The sequence below is a fragment of the Rhodococcus sp. NPDC127527 genome (assembly GCF_042672245.1).
Lineage (GTDB): Bacteria > Actinomycetota > Actinomycetes > Mycobacteriales > Mycobacteriaceae > Rhodococcus_G.
Map to the genome: position 1 here is coordinate 1 of NZ_JBHXVP010000002.1, position 17,512 is coordinate 17,512.

At 70.2% G+C, this 17,512-nt stretch carries 20 protein-coding genes and 1 rRNA gene; 15 read left to right on the plus strand and 6 right to left on the minus strand.

Translation table 11 applies throughout. The annotated features are described in order from the left end of the window. The 9 genes from rrf to ACFVH2_RS03000 all read left to right on the plus strand — a co-directional run. A 5S ribosomal RNA gene (rrf, locus tag ACFVH2_RS02960) occupies positions 1-87 on the plus strand; the annotation flags it as partial. 129 nt (positions 88-216) lie between these two features. Then, positions 217-1,092: a dimethylargininase gene (gene ddaH / locus ACFVH2_RS02965; protein WP_378428059.1), complete on the plus strand. Its 876-nt coding sequence runs from the start codon at positions 217-219 to the stop codon at positions 1,090-1,092. After that, positions 1,041-2,333, plus strand: a complete 1,293-nt coding sequence (gene rocD / locus ACFVH2_RS02970; protein WP_378428057.1) for an ornithine--oxo-acid transaminase — start codon at positions 1,041-1,043, stop codon at positions 2,331-2,333. Before ddaH ends, rocD begins: the two co-directional genes overlap by 52 nt. A gap of 159 nt (positions 2,334-2,492) precedes the next feature. Then, positions 2,493-2,936, plus strand: a complete 444-nt coding sequence (rplM, locus tag ACFVH2_RS02975) for a 50S ribosomal protein L13 (protein ID WP_378428054.1) — start codon at positions 2,493-2,495, stop codon at positions 2,934-2,936. Continuing rightward, positions 2,933-3,442 carry a 30S ribosomal protein S9 gene (gene rpsI / locus ACFVH2_RS02980; protein WP_378428052.1) on the plus strand — a complete coding sequence of 170 codons (510 nt, stop codon included), beginning with the start codon at positions 2,933-2,935 and terminating at the stop codon, positions 3,440-3,442. Before rplM ends, rpsI begins: the two co-directional genes overlap by 4 nt. Positions 3,443-3,586: 144 nt before the next feature. Further along, positions 3,587-4,927, plus strand: coding sequence for a phosphoglucosamine mutase (gene glmM / locus ACFVH2_RS02985; protein ID WP_378428051.1), 1,341 nt, complete (start codon positions 3,587-3,589; stop codon positions 4,925-4,927). 151 nt (positions 4,928-5,078) lie between these two features. Beyond that, complete coding sequence (locus ACFVH2_RS02990; protein ID WP_378428049.1) at positions 5,079-5,318, plus strand: hypothetical protein; 240 nt, start codon at positions 5,079-5,081, stop codon at positions 5,316-5,318. After that, positions 5,315-5,449: a PspC domain-containing protein gene (locus ACFVH2_RS02995; RefSeq protein WP_378428047.1), complete on the plus strand. Its 135-nt coding sequence runs from the start codon at positions 5,315-5,317 to the stop codon at positions 5,447-5,449. Before ACFVH2_RS02990 ends, ACFVH2_RS02995 begins: the two co-directional genes overlap by 4 nt. A gap of 127 nt (positions 5,450-5,576) precedes the next feature. Further along, entirely contained in the window at positions 5,577-6,332 is a 756-nt protein-coding gene (locus ACFVH2_RS03000) for an IclR family transcriptional regulator (RefSeq protein WP_378428045.1), read from the plus strand. 23 nt (positions 6,333-6,355) lie between these two features. Here the strand turns inward: ACFVH2_RS03000 and ACFVH2_RS03005 are convergent, their stop codons facing one another. Continuing rightward, entirely contained in the window at positions 6,356-6,973 is a 618-nt protein-coding gene (locus tag ACFVH2_RS03005; protein WP_378428069.1) for a PadR family transcriptional regulator, read from the minus strand. A gap of 99 nt (positions 6,974-7,072) precedes the next feature. Continuing rightward, positions 7,073-7,936, minus strand: coding sequence for an SDR family NAD(P)-dependent oxidoreductase (locus tag ACFVH2_RS03010; protein WP_378428043.1), 864 nt, complete (start codon positions 7,934-7,936; stop codon positions 7,073-7,075). A 278-nt stretch (positions 7,937-8,214) separates the two neighbouring features. On the opposite strand from ACFVH2_RS03010, the gene ACFVH2_RS03015 reads away from it, so the two are divergent. Beyond that, positions 8,215-9,135: a tyrosine-protein phosphatase gene (locus ACFVH2_RS03015; protein WP_378428041.1), complete on the plus strand. Its 921-nt coding sequence runs from the start codon at positions 8,215-8,217 to the stop codon at positions 9,133-9,135. Positions 9,136-9,243: 108 nt separating this feature from the next. On the opposite strand, the gene ACFVH2_RS03020 is transcribed toward ACFVH2_RS03015, so the two are convergent. The 3 genes from ACFVH2_RS03020 to ACFVH2_RS03030 form a co-directional block, all read right to left on the minus strand. After that, positions 9,244-10,203: an alpha/beta hydrolase gene (locus ACFVH2_RS03020; protein ID WP_378428040.1), complete on the minus strand. Its 960-nt coding sequence runs from the start codon at positions 10,201-10,203 to the stop codon at positions 9,244-9,246. Between the two features lie 120 nt (positions 10,204-10,323). Next, positions 10,324-11,235 carry an NAD-dependent epimerase/dehydratase family protein gene (locus ACFVH2_RS03025; protein WP_378428038.1) on the minus strand — a complete coding sequence of 304 codons (912 nt, stop codon included), beginning with the start codon at positions 11,233-11,235 and terminating at the stop codon, positions 10,324-10,326. A gap of 11 nt (positions 11,236-11,246) precedes the next feature. After that, entirely contained in the window at positions 11,247-12,065 is an 819-nt protein-coding gene (locus ACFVH2_RS03030) for an SDR family NAD(P)-dependent oxidoreductase (protein WP_378428036.1), read from the minus strand. A gap of 130 nt (positions 12,066-12,195) precedes the next feature. Here ACFVH2_RS03030 and ACFVH2_RS03035 point away from each other — a divergent pair, with 130 nt between their 5' ends. Genes ACFVH2_RS03035 through ACFVH2_RS03045 form a run of 3 tightly spaced genes read left to right on the plus strand, consistent with a single transcriptional unit; the run spans position 12,196 to position 13,636 of the window. Next, positions 12,196-12,444 carry a hypothetical protein gene (locus ACFVH2_RS03035; protein ID WP_378428035.1) on the plus strand — a complete coding sequence of 83 codons (249 nt, stop codon included), beginning with the start codon at positions 12,196-12,198 and terminating at the stop codon, positions 12,442-12,444. 5 nt (positions 12,445-12,449) lie between these two features. Beyond that, positions 12,450-13,418 carry a hypothetical protein gene (locus tag ACFVH2_RS03040; protein WP_378428033.1) on the plus strand — a complete coding sequence of 323 codons (969 nt, stop codon included), beginning with the start codon at positions 12,450-12,452 and terminating at the stop codon, positions 13,416-13,418. Next, a complete protein-coding gene (locus tag ACFVH2_RS03045; RefSeq protein ID WP_378428031.1) occupies positions 13,415-13,636 on the plus strand; it encodes a hypothetical protein in 222 nt (73 codons plus the stop codon). The genes ACFVH2_RS03040 and ACFVH2_RS03045 overlap by 4 nt, the downstream gene beginning before the upstream one ends. Here the strand turns inward: ACFVH2_RS03045 and ACFVH2_RS03050 are convergent. Beyond that, the gene (locus ACFVH2_RS03050) at positions 13,609-14,433 is read right to left on the minus strand and encodes a hypothetical protein (protein WP_378428029.1); all 825 of its coding nucleotides are present in this window, start codon (positions 14,431-14,433) and stop codon (positions 13,609-13,611) included. The genes ACFVH2_RS03045 and ACFVH2_RS03050 overlap by 28 nt on opposite strands. A gap of 61 nt (positions 14,434-14,494) precedes the next feature. On the opposite strand from ACFVH2_RS03050, the gene ACFVH2_RS03055 reads away from it, so the two are divergent. Continuing rightward, positions 14,495-15,580, plus strand: coding sequence for an alpha/beta fold hydrolase (locus tag ACFVH2_RS03055; RefSeq protein ID WP_378428027.1), 1,086 nt, complete (start codon positions 14,495-14,497; stop codon positions 15,578-15,580). Positions 15,581-15,628: 48 nt separating this feature from the next. Further along, positions 15,629-17,491, plus strand: coding sequence for a glutamine--fructose-6-phosphate transaminase (isomerizing) (gene glmS, locus ACFVH2_RS03060; RefSeq protein WP_378428025.1), 1,863 nt, complete (start codon positions 15,629-15,631; stop codon positions 17,489-17,491). Positions 17,492-17,512: the final 21 nt, after the last annotated feature.

Here is a 17,512-nt window from a genome sequence, read left to right on the forward strand (position 1 = left end):
GGCCCCATTCCGAACCCGGAAGCTAAGCCCTCCAGCGCCGATGGTACTGCACTCGACAGGGTGTGGGAGAGTAGGACACCGCCGAACATACGTTGACGAAGACCCCCAGCATTGCGCTGGGGGTCTTCGTGCATTCCGGGGATGTTTTCCCGAGTTGCATTGCCGTGCCCACTCGCACCGCGGATACTGTCTGCACCGGCGAGGAGGGGAGCGCACATGACGGTGATGTCGCGATCCGGCCCGAGCGACGGGCCACCGCCGGCCCGAACGGCGACTGCCCGGACCTATCTCATGTGTCCGCCGACCTATTTCGACGTGCGCTACAGCATCAACGAGTGGATGGACCCTGCCGAACCGGTCGATAACGCGCTCGCGCAGAACCAATGGCAGTCACTGGTGGACACGTACCGCCGGCTCGGGCACCGGGTGCACCTCGTCGACGCGGTCCCGGGTCTGCCCGACATGGTCTTCGTGACAGACAGCGGCCTGGTGGTGGACGGCGTCGCCCTCGGAGCGAGGTACCGGAGCGAGCACCGCGCGCCGGAGGCAGAGCACGTACTGCGCTGGTTCGTCGAGCACGGACTGCTGCGTCCGACCCGGCCGGAGTTCGTCAACGAAGGCGAGGGCGATCTGCTGGTCGTCGGTGACATCATCTGTGCGGGAACGGGTTTCAGGACCGACGAACGGGCACACGTCGAGGTCGAACGGCACCTCGGGCGTCGGGTGGTGACGCTGCGTCTGGTCGATCCGCGGTACTACCACCTCAACACCGCACTCGGCGTCATCGACGACCACACCATCGCCTACCTGCCGGCGGCCTTCGACGCGCGGAGCCGCGAGACCTTGCGGTCGCTCTTCCCGGACGCGATCCTCGCGGACGAGTCGGACACGGCGTGGTTGGGACTGAACCTGGTCAGCGACGGGCTGAACGTCGTCATGGCCGCGCAGGTGTCCTCCCTGGCGGCGCAGCTGCGCGAGCGGGGGTACCGCCCGGTGCCGGTGAACCTGTCGGAGTTCCTCAAGTCGGGTGGCGGAATCAAATGCTGCACAATGGAATTGCGCGGCTGGGTCGAACCGGGCGAGCGACCGTGAACGGCCGGGCCAGGGTGCCGGTCACCGAGGTGACGCGGTCGGCGCTCGCGCGAGCCGACGCCCACAGTGCCCACAACTACGCCCCGCTGCCGGTGGTCCTCGAGTCCGCGCGCGGAGTGTGGGCGCGCGGCATCGACGGGGTGGACTACCTGGACCTGCTCGCCGGCTACTCGGCCCTGAACTTCGGTCACGCACATCCGCGGTTGGTCGCCGTCGCCACTGCGCAGATGGCGCGGCTGTCGCTCACCAGCCGTGCGTTCCAGCACTCGCTGTTCGGCGAGTTCTGCGAAGCGGTGGCCGGGTTGTGCGGCAAGGATGCCGTGCTCCCGATGAACACCGGCGCGGAGGCGGTGGAGACGGCGTTGAAGCTCGCCCGCCGGTGGGGCTACGACGTCAAGGGAGTGCCCGTCGACCGCGCCGAGATCGTCACCTTCACCGGCAACTTCCACGGCCGGACCATCGCCATCGTCGGATTCTCGACGGATCCCGACGCACACGACGGATTCGGACCGTACCCGCCGGGATTCCGGACGGTCGCCTACGGCGACGCCGACGCGCTGGCCGATGCCATCACCCAGAACACCGTCGCCGTCCTGGTCGAGCCCGTCCAGGGGGAGGCGGGCGTGCTGGTGCCGCCCGACGGGTACCTCGGCGCGGTGCGTCGCCTCTGCGACGACAACGGTGTGCTGATGATGGCCGACGAGATCCAGAGTGGTCTCGGTCGCACCGGCGAGACGTTCGCCTGCGACCACGAGGACGTGGTCCCCGACGTCTACATACTCGGCAAGGCACTGGGCGGTGGTCTCGTCCCGGTGTCGGCCGTGGTCGCGGACTGGCCCGTGATGGGAGTGATCGGGCCCGGCCAGCACGGCAGTACGTTCGGTGGGAATCCGCTGGCCTGCGCGGTCGCGACCGAGGTGGTCCGGATGCTCGAGACCGGCGAGTACCAGCAGCGCAGCCGCGAACTCGGCGGCTACCTGCACGAAATGCTCGCCCAGTTGCCGGCCGGCACGGTCGCGCAGGTACGCGGACGCGGGCTGTGGGCGGGGGTCGAGTTGGCACCCGGACAGCCACCCGCCCGGGTCGTCTGCGAACGGTTGCTGGCCCGGCGAGTCCTCGCGAAGGACGCGCACGAGGGCACGATCCGGCTCGCCCCGCCGCTCGTCGTCGAGCGGGACGAGCTCACCTGGGCGGTCGAACAGTTGGCCGATTCGCTGCTGGACTCGCCAGACCCGCTTTGACCTGGTTCTGACCTGCACGGTAAGGTTCTACGTCGGCGTGCGTTACGGCATGGCACTGCGGTGTCGGTCGTAGAGCGGGTTCCCGGGTCTCCACTGGCCGCCGGGAACTTCGATCACACCCCACTGGCCAGCAGCTACACGATATGACGAGGAAGTTCTGTGTCTACGTACACCCCGAAGGCCGGAGATGTGACCCGCACGTGGCACGTCATCGACGCCACTGACGTGGTGCTCGGCCGCCTTGCCGTCCAGGCAGCGAACCTGCTGCGCGGCAAGCACAAGCCCACCTTTGCCCCGCACGTTGACGGCGGCGACTTCGTCGTCATCATCAACGCCGAGAAGGTTGCCATCAGCGGCAACAAGCGCGACGGCAAGCTCCTGTACAACCACTCCGGTTACCCGGGTGGCCTCAAGTCCCGCACCGTCGGCGAGGTCCTCGATCGGACCCCCGACCGTCTGGTCGAGAAGGCCGTCACCGGCATGCTCCCCAAGAACAAGCTCGGCCGCGCCATCGCAGGCAAGCTGAAGGTCTACGCAGGCCCGAATCATCCCCACGCCGCGCAGCAGCCGGTTCCGTTCGAGATCAAGCAGGTGGCCCAGTGACCGAGCAGAACGAGATCGTCGAGGAGACCGTCGTGGAGGAGTTCGCTTCGGCGGACCAGCCCGAGATCGTCGAGGAGACCGTGGTGGAGGAGTTCGCCGCTCCCGCCCCGATCTACATCGACCGTCCGATCCAGACCGTCGGTCGCCGCAAGGAGGCCGTCGTCCGCGTCCGGCTGACCCCCGGCACCGGTGAGTTCAAGCTCAACGGTCGCACCATGGAGGACTACTTCCCCAACAAGGTGCACCAGCAGCTCATCAAGGCCCCGCTGGTCACCGTGGAGCGCACCGAGTCCTTCGACATCGTCGCCCTCCTGCACGGTGGCGGACCGTCCGGTCAGGCCGGCGCGCTGCGTCTCGCCATCGCCCGTGCGCTGATCGAGGTCACCCCCGAGGATCGCCCCGCACTCAAGAGCGCCGGCTTCCTCACCCGTGACGCCCGCGCCGTCGAGCGCAAGAAGTACGGCCTGAAGAAGGCCCGCAAGGCTTCGCAGTACTCGAAGCGCTGATGCAAGGCCGATGCCGACCCGGCGGGTCGACATCGGCACCTGTTCACCACCAAGAGCAGGCGTCCAGCAGAATCGGACGCCTGCTCTTGGCGTAGGACAAGCGGAACCCGCGGGAATCGTCGGAACGGCAAGGGGTCGGAATTCATGGGTCGAATGTTCGGAACTGATGGCGTGCGTGGCCTCGCCAACGCGGAGCTCACCGCCGAAGTGGCGTTGCGGATCGCGGGCGCGGCGGCCTCGGTGCTCGCCCTGTCCGAACGAGGAAACCCCAGGCCCACCGCGGTGGTCGGTCGGGACCCGCGCGCGAGCGGCGAGATGCTCGAGGCGGCGGTTACCGCCGGACTCTGCGCCGCGGGCGTCGACGTGATCAGTGTCGGCGTGTTGCCGACTCCCGCAGTGGCCTTCCTCACCGGCGCCTACGACGCCGCGCTGGGCGTGATGATCTCCGCCTCGCACAATCCCATGCCGGACAACGGCATCAAGATCTTCGCCGCGGGCGGGCACAAACTCGACGACGAGTCCGAGGACCGCATCGAGGCCGCGATCGCCGACCACGACCTGATCCCGCGGCCCACCGGCGCCGCGATCGGCCGGGTCACCGTCGCCACCGATGCGGCCGAGCGCTATCTCGCGCAACTGGCCCACGCCACCACCCACCGCATCGACGGTCTGACCGTCGTCGTGGACTGCGCCAACGGTGCCGCCTCCGGCATCGGTCCCGCGGCCTACCGCGCGGCGGGCGCGACGGTCGTCGAGATCCACTCCGACCCCGACGGCTGCAACATCAACGACGGCTGCGGCTCCACCCACCTCGAGGACCTGCAGGCGGCGGTGCTCGAGCACGGCGCCGACCTCGGCATCGCGCACGACGGCGACGCCGACCGCTGCCTCGCCGTCGACGCGACCGGCGCGGTGGTGGACGGCGACGCCATCATGTCGATCCTCGCGGTGGCGATGAACGAGGCCGGCGAGCTCGCAGGGAACACCCTGGTCGCGACCGTGATGAGCAACCTCGGACTGCACATCGCGATGCGCGGGGCGGGTATCGAAGTGCGGACCACGGCGGTCGGCGACCGCTACGTCCTGGAGGAACTGCGCAACGGATCGTTCAGCCTCGGCGGCGAACAGTCCGGGCATGTGGTGCTGCCTAGGTTCGGGACGACCGGTGACGGCATCCTGACCGCGCTGCGGCTGATGGGCCGGATGGCGCAGACCTCACGGTCGCTCGCCGTCCTGGCGGGTGTCATGCAGACGCTGCCCCAGGTGCTGGTCAACGTCCGGGTCTCCGACAAGGCCGCGGTCGCGGCAGCGCCCGAGGTGCTCGCGGCGGTGGCCGAGGCCGAGCAGATGCTGGGGGAGGCGGGTCGGGTACTGCTGCGGCCGTCGGGCACCGAACAACTGGTCCGGGTGATGGTCGAGGCCACCGAGATCGACATCGCCCGCAAGCTCGCCGACGACCTCGCGGACTGCGTCGCGTCGGTCTAGCGCCGTTGTGGACGGGGCGGCCGTCGGGCCACCCCGCGAGGCGGTATTGTGTGCCCGCCGCGTCCCGTCGGGGACGCGATCATCAACGGAATCACCGTTCGATCCGGTGCGTCTGACACCGAGACGGGCATCTTCGAAGACAGGAGCCACGATGGGCGAGCAGTTCTGGCTGGACCTGGCGGCGTTGCAGGTCATTGCCGGCAGGCTCGTCGCGTCGGGGGGCGTACTCGAGGCGGAGGCGGACCGATTCACGGACCGGGGCCTGGACCGCCTCGCGCTCAGTGTCCGCGCCTGGTCGGAGGCGACTGCGGGCAGTTCTCGACGGCTGGTCGCCACGATGCACGACCTGGCGTCGCAGGACGTGGCGATCGGGACGCCTGCTCGACGGTGACGGGCGGGTGGGGCCTCGGCCGGAAGCCGTGGCTGGTGCGGGCTCTGTGCGTCGCCTCCTGCCTGCTGCCAGGGCCTCAGTTCCTCGTCTACCTGGCGATGTGGATCCTCCTTCCCAAGGACGAGCTCTGAACGCCCGGCCCGTGGTGGACGGTCCGCACCCGGACTTGTGACCCATTGCATACCCGCTCCCCGATATGACACACTTCCGATTAGAAATAGCCATGTCACGCGGGTGGGGGTAGGGAGAGGAGTCCGGATGGCTCAGCAAGCCCCGGCGGAATCGGTCACCAGCACGTTGCAGCGCGCCTCGCTGGTCCTGGACGCCTTCGAAGGCGGACGGCGCCTGAACCTGTCGCAGGTCGTACTGAGGACGGGGCTGCCCCGTTCGTCGGTGCACAGGATGCTCGAGCGGCTCGTGTCGCTGAGGTGGTTGATCCGGCAGGGAAACGAGTACGGACTCGGCCTGCGGATGATGGAGCTCGGTTCGACCGCAGTGCACCAGGACCCGTTGCGACAGGCCGCACTGCCCAGTCTGCAGTGGCTGCACCGGACCACCGGGTGCATCGTGCACCTGGGCGTGCTCGACGGCACCGACGTGATCTATCTCGAGAAGATCGGCGGCGAACTCGCCACGGCGGTCACCTCCCGCGTGGGCGGCCGGTTGCCGGCCTACCCGTCGGCAGTGGGCAAGGCGCTGTTGGCTTCCTACGATTGCGCGATTCTCAAGTCGCCGGAACTCGTCACGGTCCGGCAGACGGGCTTCGCGTACGAACGCGAGGAGTCGCTGCGCGGATTCGGGTGCATCGCCGCACCGATCGGTCCGCCCGGGGGCCGTGAGGTCGTGGCCGCCGTCTCCATCTGCGCGCCGATCACCCGCGTGGTGTCGGAGGACCGGCTCCGCTTCCCGGTGCGGGCGGCCGCCGCCCAGATCTGGCGCGCGATCGAGGGCTCCCGCGGCGGGGCCTCCCGACCGCCGCTGCTGCGCGGCAACACGATTTCGACATCTGTGTAAGCCTGTTCGTGCCGCGGTGGACGTCAGTCCGCCGCGGCCGGATCGGTGCCGGCGCCGTCGTGCGTGCGCCAACCGCCGGGCATGATCGGCTTCGGCATGCCCCACTCGTCGAACTCCTCGACCTTGCCGAACTCCAGTGCGGCGGAGTCGATGTCCTCGAGCAGGCCGCGGGCCAGATCGATCTCGGCCTGGAAGTAGCGCTGCGACCAGCGCAGGCTCAGCGCTGTGAACGCCCACGCCGGGTCGCGGTCGGACCTGAGCGCCTGCGCGCCGGCCCGGTCCCGGATCTCACCGAGATTCCTGATGTGCTCGGTGAGCAGGGACTTCAGATGCTCCGGATCGTTCAGGTGTCCCATCCAGAGCCGGAGCACGACACCGTGCTTGAGCACCGGCAGTTCCACTGGCGCGCTGTGCGACCACGCACGGATCGCATCGACGCCTGCCCCGGTGATCTCGTAGACGCGACGGGCCCGGACGCCCGGCTCGCTGACTATCGTCGAGGCGACCAGGTCTTGTTCCTCGAGCTTCTTGAGCTCCGCGTATACCTGGCTCAGTGACGGGCCCCAGTAGAAGTACTTGACGCTCAGGTCGGCCCAGCGCTTGAGATCGTTGCCGGTGAGCTTCTCCCCGAACGTGAACATCCCCAGGACCGCCCAGGCGGTCGCTGGAAGTTCGGGGTACGACGCGCGATCCGGCGTGGGTTCGACCACGGCTGGAGAATAGCAGTCGGCGGCTGGGAGTCAGCCGCGCCGACCGTTCGGTACCTGGCCGGCGAGCAGCGCCTCGACAGTGGCCTCACCGAGCTCGTCTCGCAGCCGGCCGGTGATGTCGGGGGCCCGGCGCATGTGGGCGCCGCCGTCGACCGTGATCGCCGTGCCCGTGACCCAGGACGATTCCGGGCCCGCGAGGAACCGGATGGCGCCCACGATGTCGGCCGGCACCCCGAGCCGCCCGAGCGGTGTCTGCTCGAGGAACGCCGTCGGTCGGGAGCCCGTGAAGCTGGCCGCGACCTTGGGGTTGTCCGGCGAGTTCACCAGGCCCGGGCGGATGCAGTTGATCCGGACGCCGAGGTGGCCGAATTCGTCTGCGGCCGTGCGGACCAGCGCCTCGAGTCCGGCCTTGCCCGCGCAGTAGCCGCTCATGTACGGGAAGGTCTGGGCCGCGATGACCGACGAGGTGAACACCATCGAGCCGCCGCCCGCCTTCGCCATGGCCGGCACGCACGCCTTGATGGCGACGAATGCGCTGGTGATGTTGACCTCCAGCTCGGCGGTGAAGTCGTGCGCGTTGTTCATCAGCAGCGGCGTGGTGCTGCCCCGGCCGACAGTGCTGACGCAGATGTCCAGCCCGGCGTCCCCGCCTGCCCTCGCGACGGCGGAGGCGACGTCCTCCTCGACGAGCGAGTCGCCGGCGATGTGGTCGACCCGCACGCCGTCGGGGGCCTGCGACGCCAGCTCCGCCGCGAACGCGGCGATCCTCGACTCGTCGCGGCTCATGATCGTCACGGACGCGCCCGCCGACAGCAGTGCGCGGGCCCCCACTCCGCCGATGCCTCCGGCGCCGCCGATGACCAGCGCCGTCTTTCCGATCAGGTCGAGTGTCATACGGGTGTGCCTCTCCAGTGGTCGATCCTTGCCGAGAGCGCCGACGCTAATGCTGCCGCAAGGGCGTGTGGCCACCGATGTCCGCTCGGCGGGAACATCCGTCGGCGGATCGCTGCGGTGAGAGTGGGCTTGCGGCAACAGATTTGGGAGTCCTCGACCGGTTGCCGACGGGAATGACGGGTTTGTCCGCTCCGCGGGAAGACCCCGCTCGGCGGCGTCGCACTCCGGCCTACCGTCCCCGGCGACAGTGTTCGCTCATTCGACAGAGGTAGGTCTTCATGTCTCGATGTGGTTTCAGGATCGCGGCGCTCCTGGTCACGGGTTCCGTCCTGCTCACGGGTTCGGCGGGCCTCGCCGCGGCCGAGCCCGTTCTTCCCCCGGCACTGGCCGGGCTGCTCGAGTCCGGCTCGGCAGGGCTCGGCAGCTCCGCTCCGGTCGCCGACGCCCCGCGGCTGGCGAGTATCGACAACTTCCGCGACGTCGCAGGCACCGGCGCCGGATACGCCGCGGCGCGCGGTCGGCACGTCACCAAGGGAGTGTTCTATCGTTCCAACGCGATCGCGCCGAACGACGCGGACCTCGCGACCCTCGCCGGCCTCGGGCTGACCGTGGCGTACGACCTGCGCAGCCCGGGGGAGATCGCCAAGAAGCAGGACCGGCTACCCGACGGGGTGGCGTACCTGAACATCCCAGTCCTGTCCGGCAACGTCAACGAGGCCGCGATCGTCGCGAGCATCCACACGCCCGAGGACGCGCGCGAGCGGATGCGGGAAGCGAACCGCTCGTTCGTCACCGGCGAGGTGGAGCGGGCCGGATTCGGGAAACTGCTCACCGAGTTGGCGAACACCGATGGGCCGCAGGTGTTCCACTGCACCGCAGGCAAGGACCGCACCGGCTGGGCGTCCTATCTGCTGCTGAGCCTCGCCGGGGTGGCGCCGGCGGCGATCATGGACGACTACCTGCTCACCAACGAGTACGCCAAGGACTCGATCGCGGCCACGATCGCGCACATCGAGCAGGCCCAGGGGGCGGAGACGGCCGCGAAGATCGCCCCGCTGCTCGGGGTCGAGTCGAGCTACCTGCAGGCGGGCATCGACCAGCTGGCCACGTCCTACGGCACGGTCGAGAACTACCTGACGACCGGGCTCGGGCTGAGCGGACGAACGATCGCCGCGCTCCGAGACAAGCTGGTCGCCTGACGTCCGGGCCGATCGACGGTTCCTACCCGATGCCGGAATCGTTTGCGCCCCACAACGTTCGGCGTACACGAAACGGCCCCGCCACCGGTCTCCGGTGGCGGGGCGCCGTCAGTGGCCGAGCACGCCGCGAACCATCTCCCAGATCTCCCGGCGCGCGGGCGCGGTCATCGACAGGCTGGGGATCGTCAGAAATCCGTGGAACAAGCCGTCGTAGCGGTGGTGCCGCACCGTGACACCGTCGGCCGCCAAACGCTCCGCGTACGCGTCGCCCGCCGAGCACGGCGGATCCAGCTCGGCCGTGATCACCACTGCCGGTGGCAGACCGGCAAGTGTTCGGGCCCGCGTCGGTACCAGCCGCGCGTCGTCCGTTCCGTCCGGCGCGTACTGCTGCCAGTACCACTTCATCGCCTTGGTCGTGTTGTAGTACCCGCTGCCGTAGCGGCGGTACGACTCGGTATCGAAGTCGTCGTCGATCACCGGATAGAGCAGAACCTGAGCCACGATCGGGGGGCCGCCGAGGTCACGGGCCGAGACGGCCACGGTCGCGGCGAGATTGCCGCCCGCGCTGTCACCGGCGACGACGATCCTCGCGGGGTCGCCGCCATAGGCGGCCGCGTTCTTCGATGCCCATTCCAGGCCGCAGTACACGTCCTCGTGGGCAGCGGGTCCGGGATGCTCGGGTGCCAGACGGTAGTCGACCGCGACAACGACAGCGCCGATGCCGTCGGCCATCGAGCGACAGAATTCGTCGTGGCTGTCGAGGTCGCAGAACACGAATCCGCCGCCGTGAGCGAAGACGACGACGGGCAGCGCGGGCTCGTCGTGGTGCGGCCGGAAGATCCGCAGGGCCAGGTCGCCGCCCGGCCCGTCGACGGTGAGGTCGTGCACCTCCCGCATGTCCGGCAGGCGTTGCAGCGGACCGCGCCGGCCGCGTATCGCATCGCGCACCTCGGTGGGCGGCATCGTCGTGACATCGGGAAAGCCGGATTCGAGCGCACCGATGAGGGCTGCCACCTCGGGGTGCAGGGTCGGTCGAGTTTCGTCGTTCGGGACAGAGCTGACAGTCACCGTCGAGGCCTTTCTGGAGTTCGGATACGTGTGCGCGGTGCGGGGATGTCGTGTGTATGTGGGAAGGCCCCGCCGCCGGATTCCGGCGGCGGGGCCTTCGCGGCCGAGCCTCGCCGAATCTCAGCCGGCGGCGCGCACGACGTCGACGAGATCCTGGATCGCACGAGCGCAGTCGTCGCGCGTGTAGTCCAGCACCCGCATGTCGTCCGAACTCGGTTCGTATGCCAGCACGTTGCCGCGGCCCTGGATGATGTATCCGTCCGGCAGCAGCGGGTGCTCCTCGTCGCGCTCCTCGATCACCCGGGAACCGCCCGCAGCGTCGACGATCAACTGGAAGAACTCCCGGTAGCGGAGGTTCTGGTCACCGACCAGGTACGCCGTGCCCGTCTCGGCACCGCGCAGCGCACCCCAGATCGCCTCGGCCAGTGATCGAGCGGACATGTAGTTGGTGCCGCCGGCGGGGGCGAAGTCGGGGATGCCCGGCTCGTTGCCCGCGGCCCACGAGATCATCCGGCGGTAGCGATTCGCCGACGCGCCGGGCACGGCCCCGATGATCGACGGCGGGTTGAGGGTGGAGACGGTGAACGAGTCGTCCGCAAGGGCGCGCGCACCCTCGTCGGCTGCCTGACGGGCCGTGATGTACGGGTTGCCGGCCGCGAGATCCGGGCGGAGATGGTGGTAGTAGCTACCCACCTGCACGAACCTCGGCACCCCGGCCTGCTTCGCCAGCGCCGCGAAACGGGGGACACCGCCGCTCTGCGTCTGCTCCCAGAACTCCGCCTCGTCGGCGTCGCTGCTCTTGTGCCGCACGTCCTGGCCGGCGGCGAAGACGATGCCGTCGAACCCGGACAGCTCGTCGGGGGTGAACGACGGAATCGTGTAGTCGCCGAACAGGACCGGGAAGTCGGCGACCGGCGAGCCGTCCGCGATCGGGCTGCGCGCCGCCAGGGTGACGTCGTTGCCCTCCTCGCGCAGGTGGAGGGCGGCGTGCGCGCCGATCATGCCGGTGCCGCCGATGACGAGAATCTTCACGGGATTGCCTTTCAGGGGTTGCGGGGGCGGTTGGTCCAGCCGCCGGAGGAGCGGGGCACCCAGCCGCCGGAGCAGTGGGTGCCGCCGTCGACGTGGATGGTGCCGCCGGTGACGAAGCGGGACAGGTCGGAGGCCAGGAACAGGGCGGCGCCCGCGACGTCCTCGGGCCTGCCGGGTCCGCCGAGGGGCGACCAGGTCGGCCACAGCGGCAGGTCCTGCTCGGGCACGATGTCGGCGTACGGGACCTGGGGCGTCTCGATGAGGTCCGGGGCGATGGCGTTGACCCGGATCCCCGAGGGGCCCACTTCCGCGGCGAGCGAGCGGGTGAACTGCATCAGCGCGGCCTTGTAGGCCGAGTAGGCGGTGTGGCCGGGGATGGCTCGGTGCGCCTCGACGGTAGTGAGGTTGATGATCGAGCCGCCCCGGCCGCGTTCGGTGAGGCCGGGCAGCACCGCGTGGGTCAGCCGCAGCGCGTGGCCGAGATTGACCTCGTGCAACTCGCCCCACAGCGCGGGCTCGTTCTCGGCGAAGGCGCGCGGCGGGCGCAGGTAGTGGCCGACGTTGTTGACCAGGATGTCGGGCCGGTGCTCGAGCAGAGATGCGGGGACCGGGTCGACGCGCACGTCGCACTCGACGGACCGGATGGTGCCGCCTGCGGCCGCGTCGAAGTCGAGCGTGGCGGCCGGGTCGACGTCCGCGACCAGCACGTCGGCGCCGTGGGCGGCGAACGCGCTCGCGATGGCGGCCCCGATTCCGGCGCCGCCGCCGGTGACGAGGGCTCGCCGGCCGGCGAGCAGGGCACCGGGAGACAGGGCTGAAGTGTGGAGCATGACACCGATTCCACCGGGTCGGGACACGGCTCGGGTCCCGCAATCCCGACGAGTGGGAAAAGTCCCGGCCCCGCGATGGGAACCGGGGCCGGGTCCGGTGCGTCTGAATCCGTGAACTGGGAGGAGCGGCATGAGCGGACAGTTCGGGCTGGACGGGTCTGCGGTGCAGGCGGTTGCCGAGGGGCTGGCCGAATCCGCGTACGCGCTGGAGTCGGCCGCGGAGGCGTTGCGCGGTCGGGGGCTCGATCGGCTCGCGGACAGCGTCTGCGCGTGGTCGCGGGCGACATTCGCGGACGCGGAGCGTCTGCGGGCCGCGGTGGCGGCGTACCGCGGCCGAGACGGCGAGTTCGCGGGGACGCTGGACGGGACGAACAGGTGACCGGCATGCCCGAGCTTCGGCACCTCCCGGAGTTCACGGTGCGTGCGGCCGCCGTCGCGCCGATCGGCGCGAACGCCGCCTGGCGCGAGGGCGACGGATGGCGGGTGGCGGCCGCGCTCGAGGTCGACGCGGACGTCGTGGCGGCGTCGTCGGCCACCATGCATGCGCAGGTCCGGGTGCAGGAGCGGCTGGCCGCGGAGCTCGCCGCGGCCTGGGACGGGGAGGCCGCCGACCGGGCGGCCGCAGCGCTGCGCGGCCGACTGGAGCGGGCAGCGGCGGACAGTGCGGCGATGGACGAGGTGCACGCCGCGATGGCCGAGGCGGCCGGGGTGATCCGCACGGCGGTCGCCGACCGTGACGACGCCGCCGACGCGATCGACGCCGAGCACGTCGGCGGGTGCACTCCGGCCGACGTGGACTCGATGCTGTCCCTGACGCGTGGCGCCGGGGCCGCGGCACCGGACCCGATGCAGGCATTCGCCCCCCTCGTCGGCATCGACACCGACGCGTGTGCGCGGTGGCTCCGGGAGGTGCTCGTCCCGTACGTGCGGACACAGACCCAGAACCTGCTGGACCTGATCGAGGCGACCGCGCACACCGTGGAGGCGGCGCGCGTGGCGGTCGACGACGCGATCGGGCGCGTCGATCCCGAGCCGCACTCGCAGTCGCCGGATCCGACTCAGTCGCAATCTCGAGCCGAATGTTCATGTGTTACAGGCGATTCTGGAGGTGGCGCGGGCGTGGTGGCGCCGGCGCCCGAGCCCGCGGAACCGCCGCAATCCCCACCCCACGACCCGTCCGAGGACCCGGCCGAGGACTTGGCGGAGGAGTGGGCCCCGGTGCCCGCACCGCCCCAGCCCGACGCCGATCATGCCCAGCCCGTGCCGGGGACGTTGGCCTTCGCCGGGGAATTCGCGACGGCCGGGCGTCCGCCGGACTCGGGCGCGGAACTGGCCGAGGCGGGTCCGTTGTGAGCGCGCTCTTCGACGAGCTGCGCGCTGCGCACGCCGTCGCGCTCGCCGGCGTCCGGGACCGGATCGAGAGCGCCCACCGGGAGGCGGACTCCCGCTCGCGCGAGTTGCGCTCGGCGGCACCATCGGCCGCGGGTGGCCCGCGAGCAGCCCGCCCCGATCGGGAACCGACGGGGCGCGGCGACCTCGCGGACTATCCGGTGGCGAGCTGGTTGGAGTGAGCGTCCGGGTCGATCACGTGCGTACCGGGAAGCTCGGCGCCGGGCAGCGCGAACTGTTCGTACTTCGTCTCGCCCGACAGGTGATAGAGCAGGTAGCCGGTGAGCAGGGCGCGAGTGGTGCGCTGGGTCTTCCGCTCGGACCCGCCGAGGCCCAGGGCGCCGAACAGTCGCCGTCCCTCCGCGAGACCACCGCCGGACGCGCCGTCCACACTGCGCAGGATCGCCTGGCCGCCCCAGGCCTTCGCCAGTGACCGCGCGTTGCAGTTCATCGAGTCGATGTCGTCCGCGCCGGCGACGATCAGGCCCGGGCCCGACACCTTCGACGCGAACTTCTCGGCGGGCGGCGACGTCGGGGCCGGAAAAAGGGCCGCGACCGCGGCCGGGGAGCCGTGCTCGGCCGCGGCGATGACGGCGGCGCCCGCGCCCATCGCGTGGCCGGCGAAGGCGATCCGTTCGCCGTCGACGCTGATCTTGCCGGGGCCGAGGCGCACACCGGTGCAGATCTCGACCGCGCTGCGCAGGTCGGCCGCGAGACCGAGATGCGATGCGACCGGCGAGCGCTGGGTGTCCGGCGCCGCGACGACCAGACCCCACGACGCGAGGTGGACGAGGGTTTCCCGGTACCGGTCCACGCCGGTCAGCCAGCCGTGGCCGAACACGACGGCGGGCAACGCGACGCCCTCGGCAGGGGTGTACACAACACCGGGCAGGCCCGCCAACGCGAGGTCGCCGCGCAGCACCTGGTGGGGGCCGCGCTTAGATAGTTGGGAGGCCAGGGTCTTCGAAGTCGGCGCCACGGAGATGACCGTAGCCGATGGGCGGGATCGGGCAGGGCAGCGAGCTAGGAGATCTCACGCAGTGTTTGGCATTCCGGTACCCGTTCCGCGCGACCTTCCCCGAGCAGTGGCGAACGTGCGGGCGCGCATCGAGTCGAACGGGTTGGCCGACCTCCGCCCGACCGAGTCCGAGATCGTCGACACCAACGCCGACCGCACCGTCCGCAGGTTCCGCTCCACCCACCGCGAGGCCACCGGCGCACCGGTGTTGCTGGTCACCCCACTGGCCGCGACCTCGGTCGCCTTCGACCTGCGGCGCGGGTGCAGCGTCGTCGAATACCTGAAGGAGACGGGCCGCGACGTGTACGTCGTCGACTACGGCCCGGTGAACTTCGCGGACCGTGCGCGCGGGTTCGAGCACTGGGTCGACGACGTCGTCCCCGATGCCGTCCGGGTCGTCAGCGAGGATGCGAACGGACAGCAGGTGCACCTGGCCGGGTGGTCGCTCGGCGGGATCTTCGCCGTCTACGCGGCAGCCGCGCACCCCGAGCTGCCGCTGCGCTCGGTCACACCGATCGCGAGCCCGTTCGATCTGCGCCAGGTGCCGTTGTTCGCCACCCTCCGGCCGCTGGACCGCCTGTTCGGCCCGTACACCGTCGCCCCGTTCTACAAGTTGTTCGGCACCGTTCCGGCACCGCTGACCAGCCTCGGATTCAAGGCCGCCAGCGTCGACAAGTACCTGACCCGGCCGTGGACGGTGCTGGCGAACCTCGACGATCGCGACCACCTCGAGCAGATCGAGGCAGTCGACCGGTTCATGAGCAGCATGTACGCCTACCCTGGCCGGACCTTCGGGCAGCTCTACCACGTGATCATGCGCTCCAACGAGTTCGCGACCGGGCACATGCAGATCGGCGGCCGGAGGGTGGACCTGCATGCCATCGACGTGCCGGTCCTGGTCGTCGCAGGCAGCGGCGACGGACTCGCCCCGAAACGTGCTGTGCTCCATCTCACAGAGCTGCTGACCGGGTCGCCGGACGTTCGCTACGGGGTGTTTCCCGGCGGCCATCTCGGCGTGCTCACCGGTCGCGCCGCCCGCGACACCCTGTGGCCCGCATTTGCCGAATTCCTGGCCGAGTTCGATCCGGACCAGCACGCATCGACCTGAGCCCCTCGTGGTCGGCAGGCGGCCACGTTCCCAGTACCCTTTCTAACCATGTGCGGAATCGTGGGATACGTCGGCCACCGGGGGGCGTTGGACGTCGGCGTCGAGGCTCTGCGCCGGATGGAGTATCGCGGCTACGACTCCGCCGGCATCGCGGTCCTCGACGGCAACGGCGGGCTCGCCGTGGAGCGCAAGGCGGGCAAGCTGGCCAATCTCGAGGCCGAACTCGCCGAGGTCGGTGCCGACCGATTCGTGGGCAGCACCGGGATCGGACACACCCGCTGGGCGACTCACGGTCGTCCCACCGACCGCAACGCGCACCCGCACGTCGACGCGACCGGCAAGGTCGCGGTGGTGCACAACGGCATCATCGAGAACTTCGCCCCGCTGCGCGCCGAACTCGAGGCCGCCGGCGTGGAACTGCTCAGCGACACCGACTCCGAGGTAGCCGTCCACCTCGTCTCCCGCGCATACGCGGCAGGGGAGACCGCCGGCGACTTCGTCGCCAGCGCGCAGGCCGTGGTGCGCAGGCTCGAGGGCGCGTTCACCCTCGTGTTCGCGCACGCCGACCACCCCGACACGCTCGTCGCCGCGCGCCGCTCCACCCCGCTGGTCGTCGGAGTCGGCGAAGGCGAGATGTTCCTCGGATCGGACGTCGCGGCGTTCATCGAGCACACCCGCGACGCCATCGAGCTGGGGCAGGACCAGGTCGTGGTCATCACCGCCGGCGGCTACTCGATCGTGGACTTCGCGGGCAACGAGGCGCAGGGCCGTCCGTTCCGCATCGACTGGGACCTCAAGGCCGCCGAGAAGGGCGGTCACGACTACTTCATGCTCAAGGAGATCGAGGAGCAGCCCGCGGCCGTCGCGGACACGCTGCTCGGTCACTTCGCGGACGGCAGGATCGTCCTCGACGAGCAGCGCCTGTCCGACCAGGAGCTTCGCGACGTCGACAAGGTGTTCGTCGTCGCCTGCGGCAGCGCCTACCACTCCGGTCTGCTCGCCAAGTACGCGATCGAGCACTGGACCCGGCTGCCCGTCGAGGTGGAACTGGCGAGCGAGTTCCGCTACCGCGACCCGGTGCTGGACCGTTCCACGCTGGTGGTGGCGATCTCGCAGTCCGGTGAGACGGCGGACACGCTCGAGGCGGTGAAGCACGCCAAGGACCAGAAGGCCAGGGTGCTGGCCATCTGCAACACCAACGGTGCGCAGATCCCGCGTGAGGCGGACGCCGTCCTCTACACCCGGGCGGGGCCGGAGATCGCGGTGGCCTCGACCAAGGCGTTCCTGGCCCAGGTGACCGCGAACTACCTGGTGGGTCTCGCACTGGCACAGGCCCGCGGTACCAAGTACCCCGACGAGGTCGGTCGTGAGTACGCGGACCTCGAGGCGATGCCGGCGCTGGTGGCGAGGGTGCTCGAGAACGTCGAGCCGGTGCGCGCGTTGGCGCGCGAGTTCGCGAACTCGTCGACGGTGCTGTTCCTCGGCAGGCACGTCGGGTACCCGGTGGCACTCGAGGGCGCGCTCAAGCTCAAGGAACTCGCGTACATGCACGCCGAGGGCTTCGCCGCGGGCGAGCTCAAGCACGGTCCGATCGCGCTGATCGAGGAGGGCCTGCCGGTCATCGTGGTGATGCCGTCGCCGAAGGGGCGGGCGGTGCTGCACTCGAAGCTGGTCTCGAACATCCAGGAGATCAAGGCCCGCGGCGCCCGGACCATCGTGATCGCCGAGGAGGGCGACGAGACGGTGCGACCGCACGCCGATCACCTGATCGAGATCCCCGCGGCCCCGACTCTGCTGCAGCCGTTGCTGTCCACGGTGCCGCTGCAGGTGTTCGCGGCCGAGGTGGCGAAGGCTCGCGGCTACGACGTCGACAAGCCGCGCAACCTGGCGAAGTCCGTCACGGTCGAGTAGCACGTCAAGCAGTCGGCGCGA